At 65.3% G+C, this 23,396-nt stretch carries 24 protein-coding genes; 12 read left to right on the top strand and 12 right to left on the bottom strand.

Translation table 11 applies throughout. The features are described 5' to 3' along the window. Positions 1-40: 40 nt before the first annotated feature. On the bottom strand, positions 41-1,435 hold the full coding sequence (locus tag ACWDV4_RS14360) for a helix-turn-helix domain-containing protein (RefSeq protein WP_449978309.1): 1,395 nt from the start codon (positions 1,433-1,435) through the stop codon (positions 41-43). 426 nt (positions 1,436-1,861) lie between these two features. Here ACWDV4_RS14360 and ACWDV4_RS14355 point away from each other — a divergent pair, with 426 nt between their 5' ends. From ACWDV4_RS14355 to ACWDV4_RS14335, 5 genes are all read left to right on the top strand, one after another. Continuing rightward, positions 1,862-2,146: a hypothetical protein gene (locus ACWDV4_RS14355; RefSeq protein WP_449978307.1), complete on the top strand. Its 285-nt coding sequence runs from the start codon at positions 1,862-1,864 to the stop codon at positions 2,144-2,146. Between the two features lie 9 nt (positions 2,147-2,155). Then, positions 2,156-3,073, top strand: a complete 918-nt coding sequence (metF, locus tag ACWDV4_RS14350) for a methylenetetrahydrofolate reductase [NAD(P)H] (protein ID WP_449978305.1) — start codon at positions 2,156-2,158, stop codon at positions 3,071-3,073. 46 nt (positions 3,074-3,119) lie between these two features. Beyond that, positions 3,120-3,806 (top strand): CDP-alcohol phosphatidyltransferase family protein, encoded by a 687-nt coding sequence (locus ACWDV4_RS14345; RefSeq protein WP_449978303.1) that lies wholly within the window; start codon positions 3,120-3,122, stop codon positions 3,804-3,806. 217 nt (positions 3,807-4,023) lie between these two features. Further along, positions 4,024-4,413, top strand: coding sequence for a hypothetical protein (locus ACWDV4_RS14340; protein ID WP_449978301.1), 390 nt, complete (start codon positions 4,024-4,026; stop codon positions 4,411-4,413). A gap of 238 nt (positions 4,414-4,651) precedes the next feature. Further along, the gene (locus ACWDV4_RS14335) at positions 4,652-5,464 is read left to right on the top strand and encodes a polysaccharide deacetylase family protein (protein ID WP_449978299.1); all 813 of its coding nucleotides are present in this window, start codon (positions 4,652-4,654) and stop codon (positions 5,462-5,464) included. Between the two features lie 22 nt (positions 5,465-5,486). Here the strand turns inward: ACWDV4_RS14335 and ACWDV4_RS14330 are convergent, their stop codons facing one another. Together ACWDV4_RS14330 and ACWDV4_RS14325 are read right to left on the bottom strand one after the other, a co-directional pair. Continuing rightward, positions 5,487-6,398: a hypothetical protein gene (locus tag ACWDV4_RS14330; RefSeq protein WP_449978297.1), complete on the bottom strand. Its 912-nt coding sequence runs from the start codon at positions 6,396-6,398 to the stop codon at positions 5,487-5,489. 184 nt (positions 6,399-6,582) lie between these two features. Further along, entirely contained in the window at positions 6,583-8,064 is a 1,482-nt protein-coding gene (locus ACWDV4_RS14325) for a phytoene desaturase family protein (RefSeq protein WP_449978295.1), read from the bottom strand. 222 nt (positions 8,065-8,286) lie between these two features. Here ACWDV4_RS14325 and ACWDV4_RS14320 point away from each other — a divergent pair, with 222 nt between their 5' ends. Beyond that, positions 8,287-9,294, top strand: a complete 1,008-nt coding sequence (locus ACWDV4_RS14320) for a phosphotransferase family protein (RefSeq protein ID WP_449978292.1) — start codon at positions 8,287-8,289, stop codon at positions 9,292-9,294. A 7-nt stretch (positions 9,295-9,301) separates the two neighbouring features. Here ACWDV4_RS14320 and ACWDV4_RS14315 read toward each other — a convergent pair whose 3' ends face one another. Together ACWDV4_RS14315 and ACWDV4_RS14310 are read right to left on the bottom strand one after the other, a co-directional pair. After that, the gene (locus ACWDV4_RS14315) at positions 9,302-10,168 is read right to left on the bottom strand and encodes a hypothetical protein (protein ID WP_449978290.1); all 867 of its coding nucleotides are present in this window, start codon (positions 10,166-10,168) and stop codon (positions 9,302-9,304) included. 35 nt (positions 10,169-10,203) lie between these two features. Continuing rightward, complete coding sequence (locus ACWDV4_RS14310) at positions 10,204-10,668, bottom strand: HflX-like GTP-binding protein (RefSeq protein ID WP_449978287.1); 465 nt, start codon at positions 10,666-10,668, stop codon at positions 10,204-10,206. 129 nt (positions 10,669-10,797) lie between these two features. On the opposite strand from ACWDV4_RS14310, the gene ACWDV4_RS14305 reads away from it, so the two are divergent. From ACWDV4_RS14305 to ACWDV4_RS14295, 3 genes are all read left to right on the top strand, one after another. After that, a complete protein-coding gene (locus ACWDV4_RS14305; protein WP_449978285.1) occupies positions 10,798-12,321 on the top strand; it encodes an N-acyl homoserine lactonase family protein in 1,524 nt (507 codons plus the stop codon). After that, positions 12,318-12,944, top strand: coding sequence for a TetR/AcrR family transcriptional regulator (locus ACWDV4_RS14300; protein ID WP_449978282.1), 627 nt, complete (start codon positions 12,318-12,320; stop codon positions 12,942-12,944). Before ACWDV4_RS14305 ends, ACWDV4_RS14300 begins: the two co-directional genes overlap by 4 nt. Before the next feature lie 270 nt (positions 12,945-13,214). Then, positions 13,215-13,340 (top strand): hypothetical protein, encoded by a 126-nt coding sequence (locus ACWDV4_RS14295; RefSeq protein WP_449978279.1) that lies wholly within the window; start codon positions 13,215-13,217, stop codon positions 13,338-13,340. Between the two features lie 14 nt (positions 13,341-13,354). Here ACWDV4_RS14295 and ACWDV4_RS14290 read toward each other — a convergent pair whose 3' ends face one another. Beyond that, on the bottom strand, positions 13,355-14,353 hold the full coding sequence (locus ACWDV4_RS14290; protein ID WP_449978277.1) for an NADP-dependent oxidoreductase: 999 nt from the start codon (positions 14,351-14,353) through the stop codon (positions 13,355-13,357). A gap of 102 nt (positions 14,354-14,455) precedes the next feature. Between ACWDV4_RS14290 and ACWDV4_RS14285 the strand changes: the two genes are divergently transcribed. Continuing rightward, on the top strand, positions 14,456-15,016 hold the full coding sequence (locus ACWDV4_RS14285) for a TetR/AcrR family transcriptional regulator (RefSeq protein WP_449978274.1): 561 nt from the start codon (positions 14,456-14,458) through the stop codon (positions 15,014-15,016). A gap of 2 nt (positions 15,017-15,018) precedes the next feature. Here ACWDV4_RS14285 and ACWDV4_RS14280 read toward each other — a convergent pair whose 3' ends face one another. From ACWDV4_RS14280 to ACWDV4_RS14255, 6 genes are all read right to left on the bottom strand, one after another. Then, positions 15,019-15,444 carry an Imm1 family immunity protein gene (locus tag ACWDV4_RS14280; RefSeq protein WP_449978698.1) on the bottom strand — a complete coding sequence of 142 codons (426 nt, stop codon included), beginning with the start codon at positions 15,442-15,444 and terminating at the stop codon, positions 15,019-15,021. An 8-nt stretch (positions 15,445-15,452) separates the two neighbouring features. Further along, a complete protein-coding gene (locus ACWDV4_RS14275; RefSeq protein ID WP_449978271.1) occupies positions 15,453-16,220 on the bottom strand; it encodes a DddA-like double-stranded DNA deaminase toxin in 768 nt (255 codons plus the stop codon). A gap of 85 nt (positions 16,221-16,305) precedes the next feature. After that, positions 16,306-16,779: an NUDIX domain-containing protein gene (locus ACWDV4_RS14270; RefSeq protein ID WP_449978268.1), complete on the bottom strand. Its 474-nt coding sequence runs from the start codon at positions 16,777-16,779 to the stop codon at positions 16,306-16,308. A gap of 80 nt (positions 16,780-16,859) precedes the next feature. Then, positions 16,860-17,555, bottom strand: a complete 696-nt coding sequence (locus ACWDV4_RS14265; protein ID WP_449978267.1) for an MFS transporter — start codon at positions 17,553-17,555, stop codon at positions 16,860-16,862. A gap of 170 nt (positions 17,556-17,725) precedes the next feature. Next, complete coding sequence (locus ACWDV4_RS14260) at positions 17,726-17,884, bottom strand: hypothetical protein (protein ID WP_449978265.1); 159 nt, start codon at positions 17,882-17,884, stop codon at positions 17,726-17,728. A gap of 290 nt (positions 17,885-18,174) precedes the next feature. Then, positions 18,175-18,546, bottom strand: coding sequence for a GRAM domain-containing protein (locus tag ACWDV4_RS14255; protein ID WP_449978263.1), 372 nt, complete (start codon positions 18,544-18,546; stop codon positions 18,175-18,177). 80 nt (positions 18,547-18,626) lie between these two features. Here ACWDV4_RS14255 and ACWDV4_RS14250 point away from each other — a divergent pair, with 80 nt between their 5' ends. Both ACWDV4_RS14250 and ACWDV4_RS14245 read left to right on the top strand, forming a co-directional pair. After that, positions 18,627-18,980: a transposase family protein gene (locus tag ACWDV4_RS14250; protein WP_449978260.1), complete on the top strand. Its 354-nt coding sequence runs from the start codon at positions 18,627-18,629 to the stop codon at positions 18,978-18,980. Positions 18,981-19,448: 468 nt separating this feature from the next. Further along, positions 19,449-23,378, top strand: a complete 3,930-nt coding sequence (locus tag ACWDV4_RS14245; protein ID WP_449978257.1) for a LamG-like jellyroll fold domain-containing protein — start codon at positions 19,449-19,451, stop codon at positions 23,376-23,378. The last annotated feature ends 18 nt before the right edge of the window (positions 23,379-23,396 follow it).

Below are 23,396 nucleotides of genomic sequence, written 5' to 3'. Positions count from 1 at the left end.
GTGGTGACCCCAACCGCAGGGGGGCTGACAGGTTCGGCAGTCACCGATGTGTGGGCGGTGTCGGTAGGTATGGATGGGCTGCGGCGACGAGGGTGGTGTGCTGCCGTACTGCCGGTTCGTCCCGGTGTGGTGCTAGTTGCCGGCGTACTCGCTCCAGTTCGGTGGCCGCGCGTGCGGATCCGGCTCGGACGGCGTCGAGCAGCGCCGCGTCCGCGACCACACAGGCTTGTTCCACCTCACCGAGGTGCAGGTAGGTCCGGGCCAGCCAGGCACCGTAGATGGCCGAGCTCCGACCGGATGCCACTCCGTGTCGGGCCTGCACCAGCAGCGGTTCGGCGCGTAGTGGTCGGCGCAGCGCGGCCAGGCAGCGGCCGGTCATCGCGCTGAGTTCGGTGTCGTCGAGCCAGTAGAGCCATGGCGGGTCGTGGGCCGGATCACGCCGGTCGGTGGCCCGACGCGCGGCGGTGAGCGCGGTCTGGGCAGCCCGGTGCCGTCCGTCGAGAGCGGCGGCGAAGGCGATCCGGTGCAGCAGCAGCGCACGTACCCCCGGGGTCGCCCGCCGGCGGGCCCCGGCGTAACCGGTTTGGGCCAGGATCAGGGCGCCGGCCGCGTCGCCGAGGCTGGCGAGCAGGTGACTGGCCGAGCCGAGGACGTGTGCTGCCAGGTACCGGTCGCCGTCGGCGGCGGCCGTGACCAGGGCCAATCGGTACGCGTCCCACGCCGTCTGTTCCGCTCCGGCGTCGGCGGCCAGCCAGCCGGCGAGCTGTCCGGCGGTGGCGACGAGGGAGCGGCCCGAGCGGCGGGTGGCTGCCCCGGCGCTGGCCAGTACGGAACGCGCCCGGGCCAGTTGAGCCAGGCCCTGGTGTACCAGGTCCAGCCCGCCGACCAGGTCGTCCAGCCGCCGGAGTTCGGTGATGTCGGCCATGGTCACCGCCCGGTCGTCTGCCCTGTCGTCCGCCCGGGCGGTGCCCGAGCCGGGTGGGAGCGGATCACCGATGGCGCGGAGCGGATCGTTCATCAGCCGGCCAGGCGGGCGGACGGAGAGTTCGGTCAGGTCGACGGCGAGTGGGCCATTCGGGTCGGCGAGCCAGGTGTGGGCCAACTCGATGAGCTGCTGTCGGCCGGGCGTCGCGGCCGGGACCGGCCCGACTGGGCGACACCTGTCTCTCCGGGTGGCCGTGGCCGCGGCCGTCAAGTGGTCGAGGGGCACATCCAGTACGGTGGCGAGCCAGCCCAGCCAGAAGTCGCCGGGCACGCGCTGCTGGCGTTCCCAGCGGGAGATTTCGTGCCGACTGAGAGTGGCCAGGCCGGATGCCCGGCACAGCCGATCAGCTACGTCGAGCTGACTCCAGCCATGGGCCAGCCGAAGCTGGGTGAGCAGCGGGCCGAGGGTCGTCGACCGGGCGGCCCACGGGTACGGATCGGGCGATGTCACGGGGGGTCCTCCCGCTGAGCTGTCGTGCGAACCAGGTGCCCTGAGAAACCAGCCCTGGCGAACCGGGTGCTCTGGCGAACCGAGCTTCCTGGCCCGCCCGACGCCAGGTAAGCCGGCGTCGGGCAGCCGGTCGCGGTTCGCGACTGGATGTGACCCCCGCGTGCGACCCCCGGGACAGTGGCTGCCCCGTACACGCTGTGTTCCCTTCTATCGGACCGGTACGACATTCCGCCGGCCTCCGGTGCGACGGCCGGCTCCCAGATGGGGGCGTCGGACGCTGGCCCACGTTGCTGGCCCACGTTGCTGGCCCCGGGGCCAGCTCGGCTGGCCCACCTGTGCTGGCTCCTCCCTGCTTGCCCCTTCGGCGGTTTGCTGGCGGTCGTCGTGGAAACCCACGTCATCCGAACGATCGCGAGGAGCGAGCCGATGAGCGAGTTGCCGTTCGACCTGGAGAACCCGCCCGACGAGCCGCCGGCCGGAGTCCCGAGGCCCATGGCGTGGCGGCTGGCCATCCGCCTATACCGCGATCATGTTCCGGTGGTGGGGGATCCGGCCCAGCCACCGGCCTGCCAGACCTGCGGTGAGCCGTGGCCCTGCTACGGCCGTCGCCTCGCCGAGCGGGGGCTGATCTCGGCCTGGCAGGAACTGCCCCGGTCCACCGGGTGGGAAGGACACCGGGAATCCGGTGAGTCGGAGCCGCCGGACCGGTAAGGTCGTAGGGTGGCGCTCGGTCTTCCCTCCGTTCTCCCCCAGTCGCAGCCGTCGATCGGGGAGTTAATCCAGAGTTCCCGGCCGACCTTCTCGTTCGAGTTCTTACCGCCAAGGACCGCCGAGGGCGAGCGGCTGCTGTGGCAGGCGATCCGGGAGTTGGAGCCGTTAAGGCCGTCGTTCGTATCGATCACGTACGGCGCGGGCGGGACGACCCGGGACACCACGGTCTCGGTCACCGAGCGGGTTGCCACCGAGACCACCCTGCTGCCCATGGCGCACCTGACCGCCGTCAACCACTCCGTTGCCGAGCTACGGCACGTCATCGGCCGGCTGGCCGGCGCAGGAGTGCGCAACGTCCTCGCCGTGCGGGGTGACCCGCCGGGCGACCCGACCGGCGAGTGGATCCAGCATCCCGAGGGCGTGCTCTACGCCGAGGAACTGGTCCGGCTGGTCCGAGAGTCCGGCGACTTCTGTGTCGGAGTGGCCGCCTTCCCCTACAAGCACCCCCGGTCACCCGACATCACCACCGACACCGCCCACTTCGTCAGCAAGTGCCGAGCCGGGGCAGACTTCGCCATCACCCAGATGTTCTTCGACGCCGACGACTACCTGCGCCTGCGGGACCGGGTCGCCGCTGCCGGCTGCGATACGCCCATCGTGCCGGGGGTGATGCCGGTTACACAGATCGGCACCATCGAACGTTCCGTACAGCTTTCCGGGGCACCCTTCCCGCCGGCGTTGGCCGCCCGCTTCGAGCGAATCGCCGACGACCCCGAGGCGGTACGTCAACTCGGCATCGAACAGGCCAGCGAGATGTGCCGCCGACTACTCGACGAGGGAGTGCCGGGTATCCACTTCATCACCCTCAACCGGTCCACCGCGACCCGGAAGGTCTGGCAGAACCTCCAACTCGCCACTCGGGTGTAATCCGGGCAGGCGCGCTACCTGAGCCGCTCATGACAGGTTGAGTTGGGTGGTGGGCACACGGGTGAGACTGGGCTGGGATGACTACGCGACCATCTGGGCCCGGCTGCACGGGGGATTCGATCCTCGTCTGGCCGCGCCGACCGTACGCGGCTGGCTGCGGATGGCGTACCGGATTGGTTATCTGCTCAGCAAGGTGCGGGTGACCCCGAGCGCGGTGACCGTGGTCGGGGTGCTGCTGTCCGTGGCCGTCCCGGTGGCCGTGCTGCGTACCCCGACCGGGCCGCTCATCGGCGCGGGCCTGGTCGTGCTCTCGGCGGTGGCGGACAGCGTCGACGGCGCGCTCGCCATCATCACCAATCGCTACAGCCGACTCGGCTACGTCTACGACTCGCTGGCTGACCGGTTCGGTGAGGCCTGCTGGCTGGTCGCCTTCTGGTTGGTCGGTGCACCCGGAATCCTGGTCGTGGCGGCCGGCGCGCTGTCCTGGTTGCACGAGTACGTACGGGCTCGTGCCGTCTCGGCGGGGATGAAGGAGATCGGAACGGTGACCGCCGGGGAACGACCCACCCGGGTCTCGGTCGGACTGGTCGGGCTGCTGGCGGCCGGGGTGACCGGTCTGATCCAGCCGGACCTGGCCGCCGGCACGATCACGGTGGTGAGTGCCGTGTGGATTCTGCTCGCCCTGTTCGGACTGGCCCAACTGCTGGCCGTCGTCCGCCGTTCCCTGGCCTGAGGAAACACCATCGAAAGGTACGCGTCGATCATGAACTCCTCGGCGACGCGGCCATGTCGCTATACCGGTCACGTATCTCGACGAACCAACTGACCCGACCATGAGTCGTTGGTCAAGCTGCGCGTCGGAAACACGGGCCAAACGCAGGGTTGACGATGGTGGATACACAATGGAGGATGGCGCACGAAAACCGTGAGCAAGAAGAAGAAGGAAAAGTATGCCAAAGCAGCAACGCTTGCACCCGATGCGGCGAATATTGGTCGCCTTCGCAGCCACAGTCGTGGCGCTACTCGGTTCCGCTGTGGTCGCCTCGCCGGCCCAGGCCTACTGCGGGTGGGCTCCCCAGATAAACGGTGAAGGTTACGTCGTCTCCAACCGTATGACGCATCTGCGAACCGGTCCACGCGCCGCGTGTTCGCACAACCTCGAGATCGGCTCTGGCAAAAAGATCTGGCTCCATTGCGAGTATCAGAACGAATACGGGAACATCTGGTACTACGGTCGCCTAGAGGGAACCAATGTTTATGGCTGGATCTACGACGGAAACGTCGGCTACTACTATTATGACGATAATGGCAACGGACTCTACGAATTCGCCACGTGCTGATTTTTGTGGGTGTTGATCTGCTGCCGTATCGCACTCCGCTAAGCGGCAAGTGTTCCGCATGGACTGTCCTGCGGCGGCGATCCTCATCGACCTCCTGAAGCGACTCGGCCCCCGCCCACGATGAGTTGACGGGGGCCACCACCACTAGAGTCGGCGCGTGAGTCAATCTCGCGATAGCGATACCGGGTCAGATCAGAGTGGACGGCGGCGACTACGCAGTCGGTGGTACGTGCGGATCGTGCCGATCGTAGTCGCCGTACTGGCGGCGGTGTTGTTGGTTTCCGGTGTGCCATGGGCGACTGTCGACCGGTCCGTGGCCCGGGCGGTGCCCTCCGCCGCCGCCCGGTCAGGTGCCAGCGGTAGCCCGGAACCAACCGCCACCACCCCTATCCCGACCCGGCCAGCCAGCAAGTACGCGACCCGGCTGCCCCGGTTTGCGCCCCCGCCGACACCGCAACCGGTCACCGTGCCGGACAGCCCGAACGCCGCCTGGTACCACCGGATCCCGACCAATCAACCGGTGGCGTTCATCACCATCGACGACGGTTGGGTGAAGCACCCGGAGGCGCGCGAACTACTGGCAGCGGCCGGGGTGCCGGTGACGCTCTTCCTGACCATCGACTCGATCAAGGACAACCCCGACTACTTCCGACAGCTCCAGTCGGAGAACGTGACCATCGAGGCGCACACGATCAGCCACCCCTCCCTGCGCGGCCAGTCGTACGCACTGCAACGCCGGGAGCTGTGCGGATCGGCCGACCAACTCGGCACGTGGTACGGCCGACGACCGATCTTCTTCCGGCCGCCGTTCGGCAACAAGGACACCACCACCCTGAAGGCGGCCCGGGACTGTGGCATGAAGGCGGGCTTCTTCTGGACCGAGACGGTGCACGAGGGCAAGGTCCGCTACCAGAAGGGAAAGACGGTCCAGGCGGGCGACATCCTGCTGATGCACTTCCGCCCGGCATTCGTCGAGGACTTCATCGCCGCGCTCGTCGCCATCCACCGGGCCGGGTTGACCCCGGCCCTGCTCAGCGACTACGTACGTTGAGGACGGTCAGCGCAGGAGGACGCTAGTCTGGTTCCGAGACGTTGGTCGGCGGCAGTCGGGCCAGGTCCTCGGCGGACACCGGTCGTAGGGTCATCTGGTTCATCAACGGCCCGAGGCTCCGCTGCTCCCGATCTGAGCTGTCCCGACTATCGGCGGCCGAATAGCTTGTCACAGTGATCTGATAGGCCGGATCGTCCAGGCAGAGCTCCACGATGCTCAGCCGGTCATCAGATTTAGGCTCGATCAGGACCCGGTCGGTCGTACCGTCGCATCTCTCACGGCCCCACGCGGGCTCGATGACGACTCTCAGGGTGCGCCCGGCGGAGATATCCGCCCTGTGGTGATCGGCGAGGTCGATCGCCACGCTGTAGTTGCCGGCACCGGCGTGCACGGCGTGGAATCCGGGCACATCCACCATCACCAGCGGTACGCCAACCGCCCGAAAGTCGTCGGCCCGCCAGGCGACCTGACTGACCCGTTCGACCAACACGGCTCCAGTCGGTGCGACGACTATCGCCAACGCCGCCAGCGATGCCCGCCGGACGCTGACCGGACGGGCCGCCATGGCCAGGGCGAGGTGCACCACGAGCACGACGATTGCCCAGCAGATCGCGATCGTCCACTTGTCCCGGGCCTGCCCGCCCGCCGTCACTCCCATCGGTATCACCACCATGGAGGCGAGGGGGACGAGCAGGTGCACCGGGTGGGAGCGGCGGCGGCCAGCCAGCAGAAGGACCACGCCCGCCAGTACGGCAGTGGTCACCACTCCGGCCAGCCACAGGACGGGGATCGGGAGAGGGGAACTATGCCAGTCCTCATCGGTGAGGCGTAGGGCGACCACGACAACGGCCAGCGCACTTACCAGCCCGCAGGTGAGCCCCTCGACCAGCCGGCGCCGCCAGGTGCTGGGGGTCGTCGTACGCGGAGTAGTCATCCATCGATGTTCGCAGACGTCCCTCGTCCGCGCCCTCCTGCAGCATCCATCGTGGTGAATGTCGCTTCGGTTTATGCCGCTACCGTCGCCGGGCGGGCGAAGTCACCCGCACTGAGCCGGTTCCTGACCTATCTCGACGAGTCGGCACGCGGGCTGGGCCAGGACCGGCCGCCGGGGACAGCGGTCAGGCGGGGCCGATCTGTTCGGCGACGATCTGCGCCGACAGGGTGACCATGGGCAGGCCACCGCCGGGATGTGCGGAGCCGCCCACCAGGAATAGCCCGTGCGCCGGGCCCCGGTTGGTCGGGCGGAGCAGGCTGCCGGCCGTACCGTAGATCGCGCCGCCCGGGGCGGCGGTCTCCACAGCCAGGTCCGCCGGGGTGCGGACCTTGCGAAACACCAACCGATCGCGTACGTCCACGCCCCGCGAGGCGAGCACGTCGAGGATCCGATCCGCGTACGCCTCGGCGAGCCCCGGCCGACGCCAGTCCACTCCCGACATGCTCCGACCGTGGCGGGCGGCGTTGACCAGCACGAACCAGGCTTCGTACCCGTCCGGGCGGACCTGAGGATCGTCGGCCACGGTGACGAAGATCGTCGGGTCGAGCGCCGGCCGGGCTGGGACGCCCCGACCCGGGTGACCGAAGACCGCGTCGAACTCGGCGTCGTAGTCGTCGGGGAAGAACACGTTGTGGTGGGCGAGACCAGACGATCCGCGTACGCCGAGCAGCAGGACGAACCCGGCCAAACTCCGGTCTGCCAGCCCGGTCAGCCGGCTGGGGGAGGGGAGTAGGTCCCGGTAGACGGTGAGCGCGTCCGCGTTCGCCACCACCACGTCCGCGCGGGCGGGGGCGGCGGCCCCGGCCAGCCGTACGCCCTGCACCCGACCGCCGGCCGCGTCGATGCGGGTGACCGTGGTGCCGGTCTGCACCACCACGCCCAGGTCGAGGCAGCGGGACAGCAGGGCGTCGGCGAGCGTGCCCAGGCCGCCGCGCAGATACCAACCGCCGAAGGCCAGTTCGGCGTACGGCACGGCGACCAGCGCGGCCGGGGCACGCCGTGGATCGGCCCCGGCGTAGGTGGCGTACCGGTCCAGCAGCATCCGCAGCCGAGGATCACGTAGGTGGCGGCGGCCCAGGCCACGCAGGGTGCGGCCCGGGGCGATGGCGGCCAGGTCACCCAGCCGCCACGCCAGCCGGGCCAGCGAGAGCGGTGAGTCGACCGGGCTGCGCAGAATGTCCCGCCAGGAGGCGTCCCAGACCCGCTCGGCCCGCCGCCACAGCCGTGCCCAGTCGGTGGCGGCCGATGCGCCGAAGGTTTTCTCGATCCGGTCGGCGAAGGTCGTCGGCTCGGCGCAGGAGTCCAGTTGGGAACCGTCCGGAAAGACATGCCGCACGATCGGGTCGAGTGGCACCAGGTCGACGTACTCGTCCAGCTTCGCCCCGGTGGCCTCGAACAGGTCGGTGAAGACCTGCGGCAGGGTGAGCAGACTCGGGCCGGTGTCGAAGTGGAACGTCCCGTCCGGGGTGTCCCGCGAATAGCGGCCGAGTTTGCCGCCGACGGTGTCCGAGCGCTCGTAGACGGTGACCTCGTGCCCGGTGGCGGCGAGGCGGGCCGCCGTGGCCAAACCACCCACCCCGGCACCGACGACCGTTATCCGAGCCATGGCGAGTCTCCTCTTGCTGCTCTGCCCAATGCCTCTCGGGGCGTTTTCTTGAAAGACCGGTTTCCCGGTGGACCGGCACAGGATCGTGGAAACTTTTTTGGCCTATAGCCCGAAAAAGTTTCCACGTAAATTACCGAGCGGGCCACACCCGGCAGACCCTACCAGTGGACGGCTGCTCGGCAGTGCTCGTGACCTGCTGTTTCCTGCCGACGTAAGGCGATCATGAAGCGGGCGTTCTTGCAACTGGACGATGTGCACGACCTGGTGGCGGATCGGTTCGGCGTCAGCCGCCGGATCGTCGCGCTGGACCGGCTGACGGGCGGTACCAAGAAGGGTGTCTACCGGCTAAGTCTGGACGATCAGACGAGCGTGATCCTTTACGTATGGGCGGCCGGTGAGAACTATTGGCCGCCGTCGCCAACTGTCCCGGACGACCCGTTTACTGACGCGTCCGGCGCGGAACTGTTCGCCACCAACCATGCTGCCCTCGCCGCCGTCGACGTACGGATTCCACAGCTGCTGATGCTCGACCGTGATGGCCGCTACCTCGACGCCGATATCGCACTACTTGAAGATGTGGGCACGGTGAAGCTGGATACGTTGATGGAACGTGATCTGGCGGCTGCTGTCACGCCACTGTCCATGCTTGGTGACGCCCTGCGCCGCATGCACACCACGCTCGGCTCGAAACACGGCAAGCTCGCTGCCCCTGCCCCTGCCCCTGCCTTTGCATCTGCCAGCGGCGAGGCGTCCCAGATTCGACGTGCTGAGGACATCGTCGTCGACCGGGCGCTCAGCCATCTTCACGCCGTGGCCATCCGTGACCCTCGACTGGCCGAGGCACGCGACCGGATCGCCGAACATGTGCGGCATCTCCGTGACGCAATCACGGAACGCGAGACGTATGGGCTGGTGCATGGCGAGCTCGGGCCAGATCACGTACTCGTCACACCGGCCGGCGAGCCTGTCGTGATCGATAACGAAGGCCTGACGTACTTCGACGTCGAATGGGAGCACGCCTGGCTACAGATGCGCTTCGGCGACGCGTACCCGCTGTTGCGCCCCGTCGATCTCGACCCACACCGGATGACGCTCTACCGGTACGCGCAGGTGCTGTCCCTGATCGAGGGGCCGCTGCGCATCGCGGACACCGACTTCCCTGATCGGCAATGGATGTTGGACCTGGCCGAGCGGAATATCGACAAGGCACTCACCGGTGCGATGAGATAGATCCGCGTTACGGCGTGCCGGTTTCGGTATTGGGCTGGGGCGAGAGCGGATGCTGAGGCGGGGCCGGCTGACGCCGGCGGCGACGTCCGACCAGGCCGGCGAGCAGGTTCAACCCCAGGGCGTACGCCGCGGTGCTCACCAGTAGGGCATTGCTGGCACTGTGTCCCCAGTCGCCCATCAGCACAGGCGGAGAGGCCCACACATCCATCGACAGTCCGGCCAGCGCGATCGCTGTGCTCGCCGCGATCGGTGGGACCGTCCACAGTAGCCAGCTCGGCACGTTGAACCGGTCGACATGTACCAGCCCGGTGGTGGTGGCGGCGAACCAGCCCAGCTGGAGTAGGTACACGAGCATCCAGGGCATTACGAGTCGACGCGGGTTTTTGCTGAGCAGCGCGCCGAGACCGACCCCAGCAGCGGTGCAGAGCGGGTAGGCAGCCAGCTCACACAGGAGGAGCCGGACGAGGACGGGATCGTCGAGTGGCGTGCCGTTCAAGTAGGTGTTGGTCAAGTAGCTCTCGCGGGCCTGGGCGTGCGGGTACGCGACCGCGAAGGTCGCACCTGCCAGGAGTACCGCGAGCGGGATCGCCACCGCCAGCGCCCTCGCCTGTGTGTGCCGGCGGGCGAGGGCGATGCCGGCCAGCAGTGCCAGGAGCTGTCCACACAGGATTCCAGAGGTGTACCGGAAGATCCGCGTGGTGTAGATCCACTCGTACTGCTGTGCGTCGCCCTGCGCGTCGTAGTTGACCCAGAAGCTGTAGAACCCGTCGTTGAACGGCATGGCCATGAGCACCAGCAGCGCCATCACCGGCAACGACCAGACAGCCGGGTGGGTCACCGTACGCCACAACGCCGGCCGCCCGACGCTAACCATCCCCGGGAGCATCTGCCAAGCCTTGCCCACCCCGGTCACGGTGCGGCATCGTGACCGCGTCCAATCGGATAACTTCGATGATTCGGCTTCATTGTCATTGGTGTAGTTCTGAGGCGTCGGGATTGAGGCGGTACGGTCAGCGCCGAGGTTGATCGAGCCACATCGGCCCGGCTGAGAACCGGGCGGGCGAACCGGGCCGCCAACGATCTGCGCTGGTATGCGGTCAGCTCGTTGACGAATACGACCGCGTCGACGTCCAAGGACTCAGCTGCTGCGGCGACCTGCTCCAGTTTTCCGGGACCGATGAGAAATCGGCGGGACAGTGGCGAGGCCATCAGTCGTACCCCGCCGGCGGAGACGCCTCGGCGCTGGACGATGTGGGCCCGTACCTGGACGCCAAGTGTGGTGACCTCGGCGTCCAGAGCGTCGAGCTGGTCCTGGTAGTCGCGAACCTTGGCCGAGAACAACCCGACAAGGATGACGGTACGGATGATGCTCACTCCGCCAGCATCGCTGATCTGAACATCCAGTCGACACCGTCACTTCGATGACCGTGATCATTCCAATCGCGAGGGTAGTCTAATATGTAAACGCCTCCGGTTGCGTATTCGAAAGGCGGTGGGCCACCGATGGCGAAGACCCTGAGCAAGGTCCTGGGGAAGCTCCTGCTGCTCGTTCTGAGCCTGATGGTGGTGGCGGCCTGGCTGATCGTCCTCAGGTTGAAGGACGTGGCGGTGCCCGTACTCGTGGTCTATGGCCTGCTGTTACTTGGCCTGGTAATCGGGCTGCTCTGGCCCGGTGTGTACGGGCGGCGGTTCGGGCGTGCTCGCGTGGGGAAGTTCATCGGCGTGCCAGCCGGTCTGGGCACGCTCGGGCTGTACTTCGCCGTTGTCTTCTACATCGCGGATGTCCCCGTACTCCTCGGTGTAGCCGCCGCAGCCGCCCTGGCCGCAGCGCTGGTTACCGGCTTACGCGGGCGTCGGGGTACGGCGAAACCGGCCGCCAGTCGCTCCCGACGAGCGTTCGTGCTGGGTGGCGTCGGTGTCGCACTGGGCACCTTGAGCGGGCTGTCGGTCGGCCGGGTCGAGCGGTACCGCCAGGACCAGTTGGCGCAGGCCGAGAAGATACGGCAGGAGGCGATCCGCGCTCCCGGTCGGCGGCAACGGATCACCGACGGCGCAGTACGCGTGTTCCCGCTGCACACCGGCGACACCGTGGTCACCTTCGGACAGTTCTACGGCGGATTCGACGGCTGGGACGGGGTGAACGGTTACCTACGGACGTTGCTCGACAAGACGCTGATCACGGTGCCGGTCTACGCCTACCTCGTCGATCATCCCCGGCACGGGGTGATGATGATCGACGCCGGGATCAACTGGGAACAGGCACACGACCACGACGGGTACTACAACCACAACGCCATGGTGTCGCGCCTGCTGAGCGACCGCGACGAGTACCGCATGACCACCGAACAGGACCTGCGGGTCCGTCTGGCTCGACTCGGGTACGACGTCAAGGACGTCACGACCGTGTTCCTCACCCACGTCCACGACGACCACGTCGGCGGTCTGCGCTACCTGCCCCAGGCCACGGTCGTGATGGATCAGCGCGACTGGGAGCACGGCGTGGTGTACCCGTACTCCTTCGACCTGGTGAAGGACAACCTTGCCTTCCCGAGATTCGACTCGGGCGCGTTCCACGCCTTCCCCGAGAGCCAGGACTACTTCGGCGACGGCAGCCTGATTCTGCTGCCGACCCCCGGACACTCACCAGGACACATGTGCGTACTGCTGCGCATGGACGACGGCAACGCGCTGTTCCTGGGCGACACCCTCTACACGCTGCCCCACCTGGCAGTTGACCAGGTCCGGCAGATGACAATCGGCGGTACGGACACCATCCACCAGATCGACGCGGCCCGACGCATCCAGCAACTACTCACCGAAGCACCCAACACCGTGCCACTGTTCGCCCACGACAACACGCCCTACCAGTTCGATCTGGTCGAGTCCGCGCTCTCATCCGGGCGACCGGACTCAGCGGGTTTCAGGAGGCTCCGCCAGCACATGAACACCGTCCTTACCCCCGACTGGCGACTACGCCCCGGACACACACCACACCTTGCCCAAGCGGGACGGGTGGAGTTCCGATGACCAGCCGTTCCCGGGGCAGGCCCCGCGACCCCCACGCCGACGAGCTGATCATGAAGACCGCGCTGGAACTGTTCATGGAACGCGGCGTCGAGGGCGCAAACTTCGAGCAGATCGCCAAACGCGCCGGAGTGGCCAAGGTGACGATCTACCGACGCTGGTCCTCGAAGGAGGAACTGCTGACCCAAGCCATCGAGCAGGCCCGCACCCTCGTACCCGAAGCAGAGATCTGGGCATCGGCGGACACATCAGCGCGGCAGCCCGATCAGCGGCTGATGGACTCCTGGACGGGCACCTTCGCCGACCCGGGATTCCGGGCCGTACTCGCCCAACTCATCGGCTCCAGCGTCAGCCATCCCGCTCTGCTGGCCACCTACCGCGAGCAGTACATCCAGCCTCGGCGTGAGCTCATCCTCACCGCGCTTGAGCAGGCCAAAAAGGAAGGGAAACTGGCGGAGGACGCCGACATCGCCGCTGTCGTCGACATGGTCGTGGGCGCGGCCATGTACCGCATGCTGATCGATCCCACGGCGGCAGCCGACCCCGCCGCCACGCGCCGCTACCTGGACAACGTCATTCGCCATGCCAACCAGCTGCTCCAGCCCGGCGGCGAGGAACAGACATGAGGCGGACACGTCGACGTCCACGTCTACATGTGCCTTCAACCTGGTACGCCACAGCGTGCCACGACGGTTTCCGAATATCAGGATCATCCTCGGCCATGCCGGTGGCTTTGTTCCCTACGCAGCGCACCGGCTGGCCTTGAGCGTCTTGGCGCAGACCGGCCGCGACCTCCACGAGATACTGGACGACCTGGCTGGCTTTTTCTTCGACACCGCCATGTCGCCAGCCCGGCCGCCCTGCCCTTGCTGCTCGCCTTTGCCAAACCCGGGCACGTGCTCTACGGCAGCGACTGGCCCTTCGCCCCCGAACCCGCCGTCGCCTACTTCACGGCACCGATCCTGGACGCCGAGGACATCGGGCACCGCAATGCCCGGATGCTGTTTTCACGGCTCGCCTGATCGCGCCGGTCACCTCATGCGGCGGTGAGCACGATCTTGCCCTGGATGTGGCCGCGAGCGGCTCGTTCGTGCGCCGCTCGGGCCTCGGCGAGCGGGAACGTGCTGTCGATGGCGACGCGAACTGTGCTCGCGTCGAGCAGCTGTCCGAGTTCTGCGAGCTGTGGACCGTTCGAACGTACCTGGGTGGCCGAGATGGTGACGCCCCGCCTCGCGACGTCTTCGGGGTCGTACTCACCGAAGAAGACCGGGAACAACGCGCCACCGCGCTTGAGTGTGCGAAGGAAACGACCGCTTTCGCGCCTGCCGACCGTGTCGACCACGAGATCGACGTCGCGCACGATCTCCTCGGGGCGACTCCTGGTGTAGTCGAGGAACTCGTCGGCACCGAGCTTGTGCAGGAACGACTCATGCGTGCCCGACGCCACCGCGATGACGCGTGCACCCTTCCACTTCGCCAACTGCACCGCGAAGTGCCCCACGCCGCCTGCGGCACCATTGACCAGCACCGTCGTGCCGGCATCGAGGGCGACCGGGCGATGCCGGGCCGCTTGGAACGGCGTCGGATGATCGTGTCCGAGCTCGATCAGGAACTGCCACGCGGTGAGCCCCGCCATCGGCGCTCCTGCGGCGTGCACGTGATCGATGCTGGCCGGCTTGCGTGCCAGGTCCGATGCGGGTGCGGCCACGTACTCGGCGTAGGCGCTGCCGTCGAAGCTGGGGAAGCGAAGGAGCCCGAAGACCTCGTCGCCGACCGAGAATTCGTCCACATCTGCGGCGACGGCTTCGACGACGCCCGACACGTCGGTGCCGGGAATCACGGGCAGGTCGAACTTCGGCCTCATCTCCGGAGGCAGGTTGGCCATCCCGCTGCGCAGGTACCAGTCGGGAGGGTTGATGCCGACCGCGTGTACGCGGACGAGCACCTCACCCGGCTTCAGCTCGGGAACCGGGACCTCCTCGTAACGCAGCACCTCAGGCCCCCCGTGCTCATGCAGCCGGATTGCCTTCATCATGTTCGGTGGCATCGCTTCCTCGATTCAGCATGGCTAGAATGCCCTAAGCGGGGCGGTGCTCCGAATATATGGAGCAGTGCTCCGGTTGTCAAGGTGGGGTGTATGCGGGCTGACGCCAGGAAGAACTACGACCAGCTACTCGCGGTCGCGGGTGCCGTCGTGACCGAGGAAGGTGCCGACGCGTCGCTGCGCGACATCGCCCGCAGGGCTGGTGTCGGGCTGGGTACGCTCTACCGCCACTTCCCCACCCGGGAAGCCCTGCTCGAGGCCCTACTCCGGGCGAACTTCGACGAGCTCGCGGCAAAGGCAGCCGAACTCGAGACGTCGGGCTCGGCCGGGGATTCCCTCGTGTCGTGGCTACGCGATTTCGTCGCGTCCGCAGAAAACTATCGGGGCGTCATAGCCTCGATGGTGGCCGCCATCTCGGACCCGGAATCCGCGCTGCACGCCTCGTGTGTCGCGATGAGAGCCGCAGGTGCCCGGCTCCTCGCCCGCGCCCAGGCCGAAGGCGCGGCGCGGGCCGACATCGACGGCACCGACCTGTACGCGCTGGCCGGAGCGCTCGCGTGGGTTGGTGACCAACCCGCGCTCGCACCCCGTGCCGATCACCTCTTCGACGTCATCGCCAGCGCGATCCTGACGAATCCAGCGACCACCCGCTGACCTCAATGGTTGTCGTCATCCTTCCGGGGCCACTGTAAGAGGTTGGGGCGCTTACCGGTTGCGGCAAATTCGTGTACGGCGCGTCGGGCGACGGATGGGCTTACCCGAAGCTCGTGGGGATCGGGGTGTATGGGCTGCCCACCGTAGTCGAATCGGACATCCGCCGGGCCGGCGGTGAGGGCAGGTTCGTATCCGTAGCCGCCACCTGCACCGATCCACCGGACGAAGGCTCGGTCCGGGTGGCCGAGGCCGACTTCGAGGCAGTCAGGGAAATCCTCATCGAACGGGGAGTGGTCTGACCCGCTGGGCGGGATGACCGTGACAGCGAGTGGCAGCACGCTGATCGCTGCCTGGGCAAGGATCTCGTCAAGAGCCGCCTCGACCTCGTTGGGAGTCGACACCGTTCGGCGGTTGCCGGTCCAGATCATCTGTAAGGTCACGATGCGATTCCCTTCCCGGTGCCCTCATAGATGCGGTGTAGCCGAAGTCCGCTGGCGTCCACCACGTACACGGTAAGACGTGTACCTGACGGGATGACGTGCGGTAGGAGCTGGTTACAGCCGAACGGCCGGTCGTCGCACGGCGCTTTGTTGATCACCAGAGTGACATCTCGGGGACCGTTTTCTGCCCGTAGGCGCGCGGCGACATGACCCTCAACATGGTCGGTGACCGTGACGGGATGACCACCGCCGCGTACCGGGCGCAGACCGTGGGCGGCGGCCTTCAGCCGGCCGCTGGAAAAGGGCTCGTTGTTCAGGTGCCGGCGGTCGCTGTCGAAGGCGTACCCCCTGACGTTCTCCCCCTCGCGCCAAGGTGTCAGCCAACCGGCAAGACGGACTACCGCTGCCGGAACGGGCGGTTCGGAGGTGACCGCAACGGGCATCGGGCTGTCGCCATAGCTGCTCGGCACGGTCGGCCGGTGTTGTCTTACCAGTCGTACGGTTGCTCCGATCGCTGTCGCGAACTCGGCGAGCGCTGCCGGTACGGCGCTGAGCAGGGTCTCTGCCTCTCGTAGCCGGTCTATTGCCTGTGTCTGTTGGCGTAGCGTCTCGCCGACGAGATGATGCCCTGAGGTGGCGGTGATGGCGTGAAACCGGTCGCGGGCTTGCTGGAGGCTATCGGCAACGTGGACCAGACCCTTTCGCTGTTCTGTGACAGCGTCTACTACCGCCTGCAGCGCGGCACCGATTTCGGCGATGCTCACCTGTGTCCTCCTGGTGGCACGGTAATCGGGTTCAGCTTAGGAGGGGGGCGTCCGCCGTGCGGTTATCGGCCGTTATCTGGTCCGGCTATCCCAGGTGAGGTGTCTTGCGATCCTGGGCGTGGTGGTGCAGGCGTAGTCGTACGGTGTCGTGGATGGGGATGTGGTCGAACTCTGTGGGGTCGATGAAGCGGACCTCGGTCGACTCGTTGCTGACCGCGATGTTGCCGCTCACGATGCGGCCCAGGTAGGTGAGGTTGAATTCCTGGCGGACTTCGCCGTCGCTGTAGGCGATGACGTGGTTCGGGTCGGTGTAAATGCCGAGTAGCCCGGTGATCTCGATGTCGAGGCCGGTCTCCTCCTTGACTTCGCGTACGACGCACTGCTGGAGGGTTTCGCCGATCTCCATGATTCCGCCGGGCAGGGACCAGTTGCCCGAGTCCGTGCGGCGTTGCATGAGCACCCGACCTGCCTCGTCGGTAACCAGCGCGGAGCCACCCGGTACGAGGCTGTTCGCCGCTGGCGAGTCTGGATCGTGGTAGTAGTCACGCCGCCCGCTCACCGCCGTACCCCCTCGGTCTTGATGTCGGAGAATCTAGTTCTCTGCGGGGCGATGTGGCTGTTGGTACGTTCTTCGGCTTGTCAGCGACCGGCTGAATCTGCCAGCGGAGACTGGGGTTCGCTGGGGAGCGGCGTTGTCGTGGCCGGGGCGGACGGCGGGCTCGGTTGGGACCCGCGCTGAACCAACATGACGATGCCGGTCACGACTGTAACGGCCAGTGCGACGGTGGCAACCAGCAGCACGGGGATCAAGAGCCCATATCGCCAGGCCAGCATCTGCGTCAGCAGGCCGGTGACGACGGGTCCGAGCAGGAGCGCAGCGCCGAGCGCGATTCCGAGCACCAGTCGGGCCTGGGAACGCCCACGGTTCAGTTGACCGGACAGGCCGAGAGTGACGCCGAGAACAGCTCCGGCGCCCAGCCCGGCGATGACTCGGGCGACCGCCAGCACCGCCGCCCCTGGCGCGAAGGCGCTCACCAGGCTCCCAAGGAGCAGGAGCAGCAGTGCCGGCGCTGCGGTTGCGGTGGGCCACCTCCGGCCGAGCAGGTGGCCAGGCACGACCAGGGCTGCGGATGCCACCGCGTACGGTGCGATCATGGTCGCCGCCATGGTCGCGGTGGACAGCCCGAGATCGCGCTGGATCGCGCTGCCCAGCGGTCCGATTGGCGCGGTGAGCAGTGCGACGCTGAGTAGCGCGCCGAGGGCTGGTCCGGGGAGCGACCAGAGTGGGCGACCTACCTGCGGTTGGGTCGATGCGGGGTATTCGGGTGCGAGCACCAAGCGAGTGTATGCACCAGCGGCGATACGACGCGATGTGGCACGAAGCGATCTCGACCATTCGCGGTCTGCGGCGGCTGTGATAGCCGGTGCCCCATGCAGCCCACGACAGCCATCGCACCAGGCTGGTCGGTCGAAGTTGCTCACGCCTCCGAGTCGCGCCGGGTTCGCTATCCGAGGTACAGAGCCTCGCGCCCTTGCACGTGGTGGTGTAGGCGCAGTCGTACGGTGTCGTGGATGGGGATGTGGTCGAGCTCGGTGGGGTCGATGAAGCGGACTTCGATCGACTCTTTGCTGACCGTGATGGTGTCGCCGATGGTGCGGCCCACGTAGGTGAGGTTGAACTCCTGGCGGACTTCGTCGTCGCTGTAGGCGATGACGTGGTTCGGGTCGGTGTAGTTGACGAGGAGCGCGGTTAGCTCGATTTCGAGGCCGGCTTCTTTCCTTGACCTCGCGGATGACGCATCGCTGGGGAGTTTCGCCGATCTTCATGGTGCCGCCGCCAGGTAGGGGCCACCGCAGCAACGACGAGCCCAACATCGCCCGAGCCACCCGACGTCCTACGGGCCTTATCGAGGCCGTGACCAGGGGTAACTTGACTACGCAATAGACCCTGCATCTATGGCATCTTGGGTGGACTGGCCCAACCATTCTTTTCGGCGATCTTGTTTATGAATCGGTCGCGCCCCCACACCGCAAAGCGATACTCCTCTCCGGACGTTGTTGTCACGGCTAGCCCGTTTGGCGCTATCCCCATGTTGCGGTATTTGCGTGTCGCCACAATCTCCTGAAGGGGAATGTCTACCGGTGTGGTCTGAACGTTGAGAGCGTGTGCTCTAAAAGAAAGATATAAGTCTGTCAGGATCAGCCTTCCTCCGACTGCTTCGACTCCGCGCCACATGTTCGCTCGAACTCGCAAAATAATCTTGTCGTCGTTCTTCATCTCAATCAACTTTTCTATTTTTCGGTCTGACGATGGATGATCGTACATGCCTTGGCATTGCGAGGAAACCTGTTACGAGTCGAGCTTCGAGGAGACCCCGGTAGTGGACTGAAGTGATCTCAGCAAGGATGGCCCACACGCCCACTCTCCAAGACGCGCTACGACGCGTCGCCGACGAGGGCTGGTCCCGCGTAATCCTGGACGGGAAACTGTTCGACACCGACCGGCTGACCGAGGCCACCCTCAGCGTGAAAGGCGAAACGATCGACGCCTGGTACTCCGGAAAACACCGGGACTTCGGCGCGAACATCCAGGCCGTGATGCGTCCGGACGGGCTACCTGTCTGGACTTCCGACGCGATGCCCGGACACCTGCACGGCATGACCTGCGCCCAGCACCTGGACCACTGGGCCTACAACGTTGCACTTCGATCGATGCGCTGTCTCGGGGAACGCGGTTTCGCGATCCTGGTCGGCCGCTAGCGAACGCTACGACACATCGCCAGCAGCCCTCGGGGAATCGGCGACGTCGTCCGCGCCGCACTCCACCTCACCTACTTCGAATACTGGTGGCATCCGGCTGGGGTAGGGATACCTCATCTTGATCTCTGCGCTAACCACTCTTGTTGTTAAATGCCCGATTATGGCTATTTGTCGGGAAATTGACAATTGATGGCCAAAAATGCGAGCAGTACAGGTCGGACCATCGGGGTGTTAGCACGAGATTGGCGACCTGGCTGTAGCTCAAATCACAGTCCGATCGCACTCTGGTCGATGCCAGTTGCACTGCGTAGTGATTCCAGTTGACGGTCAGAAACCAATCGAAATATGGCGACCTATGCATGCTGCGCGGGTTGTGGGTGTGGCAAGCGGTTGCTCGGCAAGGGCTGCGCGGGGCATGGATGTACGTCTACGGTCTGTGCCGTTGCTGCTTGATCGAATGGGTGTGACATGAGCCGTCGGTGGTGTCGCGGGCTGGCCTTCTGGGTGGCTGCCGTGGTGGCTACGGGTGTGGGCGTTGCTCCAGCTAGAGGGAGCGCTGCTGCGGTGACCGCGGCATGCGCGGGAGTGGCGGGCTCGGAGACCGAGGCATCGGCCCTGGCTGTCTCCTGTGAGGAGCCAGTGGTGGTGGACGACTCACGTACGGAGTTCGCGCAGGTAGTGGCGCAGCCGGATGGACGGTTGCGGTTTGAGGCGGCAGTAGTGCCGCAACGTACCCGCAAGGCTGGCAACTGGGCAGACGTCGACCTAGGCCTTACTCAGGGGCCGGACGGCTTGTGGCGACCTTTGGTCTCAGTCGCCGATGTGGCCTTTTCGAGTGGCGGTACGGGGCCGCTGGTGACATTTCACCGGGGCGGCCGAACGATGACGATGTCTTGGCCGGGTGGTGCATTGCCAACGCCGAGTGTGTCGGGTGATTCGGCTACCTACGCGAACGTGTTGCCAGATGTGGACCTGGTGGTGCGGGCGACGTGGACCGGCTTTGCTCACGTCCTCACGATCAAGACCCCAGTAGCGGCGGCCAACCCGGCGGTGCGCGAAGTCCGGTTCGGGTTGGGAGGGGACGCACAGGTGCAAGCCGGCCCGGACGGCCGGTTGCGGGCGATGGCTGGTCAGACGATTCTTGCATCGGCAGATCCTGCGGTGATGTGGGATTCGCGTACCGATGTTGCGGCTCCCGGATCTGCCCAGCCGCAGGTGTCGAGCGGCCGACTCGGCTCGACGTCGACGACAGCTGGTGATGCGGCCCGGGTCGCGCCGGTGGCAGTGGAGGTGTCGGAGAGCGATCTGGTGCTACGCCCCGACGTGACTTTGCTGGATGCGCCAGATGCGGTGTTTCCGCTGTTTGTTGATCCAGCGTGGTCTGTGTACAAGACGAAGTGGGCGTATGCCACCGATAACGGATCGTCAAACGTCGACTACTCAGTCGCACGAGTAGGGCGGAACGTTGATACTGGAGCCTTGTATCGGTCGTTCTTCGAGTTTCCCACTACGGCAAACGGGGTGTCGTTGAAGGGCAAGCACGTCGAATCGGCATACGTGCAAATGAATTTGGATCATTCGTGGTCGTGTGACAACTCGGTTGCGTCGATGTATCTGACTCCGGCGATCAATGCCACAATGAAGGCCAGCTGGTCCAGTATGACCTTGAAGGCGTTCCTTGATGATGCGTGGGGGCATGCTAACGAAGCAGGCGGATGTAGCTCGATTCAACCGGATATGAAAATGAACTTCTCTGGCGCAGCGGTGACAAATCAGGTCCAGACCGCCGCGACTGGTAAATGGAATACCATTACTGTGGGGTTCACGGCGCGCGCTGCGGATGGCAAGGGTGAGTCGACGCAGGACCGATGGAAGACATTTCATCCGAATGGTGCAAAGCTGTATGTCGATTATGACACTAAGCCCGGTGCTCCTAATGGTCTGCAGGTTGCAGGGGTCGCCTGTGTCAATTCTGAGATCCTGACGGTTGGCACTGTTAATCCGGCGCTATCGGCTGTGTTCCCGGACGAGGACGCTGCTGATTCGCTGACGGGAACATTCGAGCTTATCGAGGTTCCGGCCGGTGGGATGAGTGCGGTGACTGACACGTACCCAACGCGCAAAACGCCGCCGCCTGCCAAGACGGGCATTACCCCGAATGCGCGGGCAACCAGTGCCGCAGTGTCGATTCTAGGTAACTCAACGTATGCGTTCCGAGTCAGAAGCACCGATAAAGCTCCATACTCACTAACCGGGCCGTGGTCGGAGTGGTGCCAGTTCGCGGCAGACACGTCGGTTCCGCACGTAGAGGCGAAAGTCGTGACGTTGCCGGGAGGGCCTGGGATGAAGGGCAGAGTCCGCTTCGAGTCGACAGCCACGAACGTGACTAAGTTCAAATATGGCTGGGACGCGCCCACGAAGGAAGTCGCTGCTCAGGGCACGACTACAAAGTGGGCTGAGGTTGATATGACCGCGCCACAATTCGGTCGCAATGTGCTTCTAGTGAAGGCCGTGAACGCAGCGCTAACCGAAGGTAATGGCTCGCTCGAGTTTACTGTTGCCCGCCCACAACCGTCTGTCGCTAGATGGGGCCTGGAGACATACCCTGGTGTAGACGTGCCAGCCGCACTGGCAGATAGGAATACAGCGCCGACGAATTCTTTGCTAACGGCGGAGAACGTGACGTGGTCCGACGACATGCGAATGGTCGGTGGACGAGTGGCCACGTTCAACGGTGTGTCTTCATACGCGGAAGCGCCTGGGCCGGTGGTGGATACGTCACAGTCGTACAGTGTATCGGCATGGGTGCGCCTATCGAGCTTGCCAACACAAAATATGGCGATCGCGACCCAGGCTGGCTCGTGTGTGTACGGCTTCTTTTTCGGGATTGTTCTCTCTGGTGGGACGCCGAAGTGGAATGTGACGATGAGGTCGAGTGACTGTGGTGCCAATGCGACGTGGCCACAACTGTTCTCCCCAACTGCGATAACGGCAGCAGACCTGGGGAAGTGGCAGCATGTAAGTTTTTCCTACGACTCTGTCGATCAGCTTTTGACCCTGCTTGTCAACGGCTCCAAGGTGGCCACCGCGCCCTGGACGACTGCTTGGAAAGCCACCAATGCATTCCAGATTGGTCGGCATAAGGACGCGGTTGCTCCGAATAATTTCTTCAACGGTTCGCTGGCGGATGTGCAGGTCTTCGACCGGGTGTTGGTGTCGCACGATTTTACCGGGCAGTTGGCGTCTGACCCGCTGTCAGGCGGATTTACCGAGCCGGGAATAATGACGCCGACTCACGTCGGAGACTGGACCTTCGAATCCGCTGTGCCGTGCTATACCTCCGATTCTATGAATACATGCGAGGCACCGGATTCGACGACGGCGTGGGGTCGCTGGTTAGCCTTGACCCGTGGCTCTGACGTGGGGGCGGGTCACTCGACCAGTGACCTGGGGTTGTGGTTGGACTCCGCATATTTCCCCGATGAGGGAAATGTTGAGTCCAGCCAGGAGTACGGGCGAAGTGCGATCAAGGCGGGCGTTACCCCACCTGACAGTGATGGTAGACAGTTCACCTTGTGGCAGGACGCGCCAGCGTTGCGCACCGACGATTCGTTCACGATGTCAGCGTGGGTAACGTTGAGTGACTTGACAGCATCACATGCGGTGGTATCGCAACGAGGCGTGAACGAAAGCGCTGGCTCGTTGAAGTACTCCTCCAGTGATGGCAAATGGCAGTTCGCAGTCAGCGACGAAGATCTAAACACCACAATCATGACCAGCGTCTCATCGGTCTCTGCGGCCGAGTCGGGAGTCTGGACCCACCTCGCGGGTGTGTACGATGCCGGTAGGTCGCAGGTTCGCCTATATGTCAATGGCGTTCTTGAGGGCGCGCAGGCGGTTACGTATACGCCTATGCCGTCGTCCGGTCCGATCCTGGTGGGGCAGATGCTGCGACACGGACAATTGGTGGACCAATGGGTCGGTGGAATCGATGACATCGCCGTCTTCCAAGGCGCAATGACTGATTCCTCGGTCTTCACGTGGTACAACTCGCAGGTTCCGGCAACACCAGGCACGAATGTGCTGGCCGGCGGGGAGACCTTTACTGAAGGCCAGTATCTACGGTCAAACGCCGGTAACTACCAGTTGCTCATGCAGTCCGATGGAAACTTGGTTCTCTCCCAGGCAGGTTTCCCGATCTGGGATACCGGGACCGGGGGCAACCCCGGTGCCTACTTGAGGTTCCAGGAAGACGGAAACCTGGTTCTCTACCGTAACGACGACACCCCGCTGTGGAGCACCGGAACCTCGAACGGAACAGCGAAGCAGCTTGTCCTGCGTGATGATGGCGACCTAGTCCTGATCGACACGGGCGGCCAAGTGGTGTGGCGAAGGTGAGCACTACTAGGTCGAGGA

Source organism: Micromonospora sp. NPDC003197, assembly GCF_053590565.1.
This window is presented reverse-complemented; position numbering and strand designations above follow the sequence as displayed.

Excerpts from the sequence above, each read along its gene's own strand:
- ACWDV4_RS14355 (WP_449978307.1), top strand. The coding sequence starts at position 1,862 with ATGAGCGAGTTGCCGTTCGACCTGGAGAACCCGCCCGACGAGCCGCCG.
- ACWDV4_RS14340 (WP_449978301.1), top strand. The coding sequence starts at position 4,024 with ATGCCAAAGCAGCAACGCTTGCACCCGATGCGGCGAATATTGGTCGCC.
- ACWDV4_RS14330 (WP_449978297.1), bottom strand. The coding sequence starts at position 6,398 with ATGACTACTCCGCGTACGACGACCCCCAGCACCTGGCGGCGCCGGCTG.
- ACWDV4_RS14325 (WP_449978295.1), bottom strand. The coding sequence starts at position 8,064 with ATGGCTCGGATAACGGTCGTCGGTGCCGGGGTGGGTGGTTTGGCCACG.
- ACWDV4_RS14320 (WP_449978292.1), top strand. The coding sequence starts at position 8,287 with ATGAAGCGGGCGTTCTTGCAACTGGACGATGTGCACGACCTGGTGGCG.
- ACWDV4_RS14315 (WP_449978290.1), bottom strand. The coding sequence starts at position 10,168 with ATGGTTAGCGTCGGGCGGCCGGCGTTGTGGCGTACGGTGACCCACCCG.
- ACWDV4_RS14305 (WP_449978285.1), top strand. The coding sequence starts at position 10,798 with ATGGCGAAGACCCTGAGCAAGGTCCTGGGGAAGCTCCTGCTGCTCGTT.
- ACWDV4_RS14300 (WP_449978282.1), top strand. The coding sequence starts at position 12,318 with ATGACCAGCCGTTCCCGGGGCAGGCCCCGCGACCCCCACGCCGACGAG.
- ACWDV4_RS14290 (WP_449978277.1), bottom strand. The coding sequence starts at position 14,353 with ATGATGAAGGCAATCCGGCTGCATGAGCACGGGGGGCCTGAGGTGCTG.
- ACWDV4_RS14285 (WP_449978274.1), top strand. The coding sequence starts at position 14,456 with ATGCGGGCTGACGCCAGGAAGAACTACGACCAGCTACTCGCGGTCGCG.
- ACWDV4_RS14280 (WP_449978698.1), bottom strand. The coding sequence starts at position 15,444 with ATGATCTGGACCGGCAACCGCCGAACGGTGTCGACTCCCAACGAGGTC.
- ACWDV4_RS14255 (WP_449978263.1), bottom strand. The coding sequence starts at position 18,546 with ATGTACGATCATCCATCGTCAGACCGAAAAATAGAAAAGTTGATTGAG.
- ACWDV4_RS14250 (WP_449978260.1), top strand. The coding sequence starts at position 18,627 with ATGGCCCACACGCCCACTCTCCAAGACGCGCTACGACGCGTCGCCGAC.
- ACWDV4_RS14245 (WP_449978257.1), top strand. The coding sequence starts at position 19,449 with ATGAGCCGTCGGTGGTGTCGCGGGCTGGCCTTCTGGGTGGCTGCCGTG.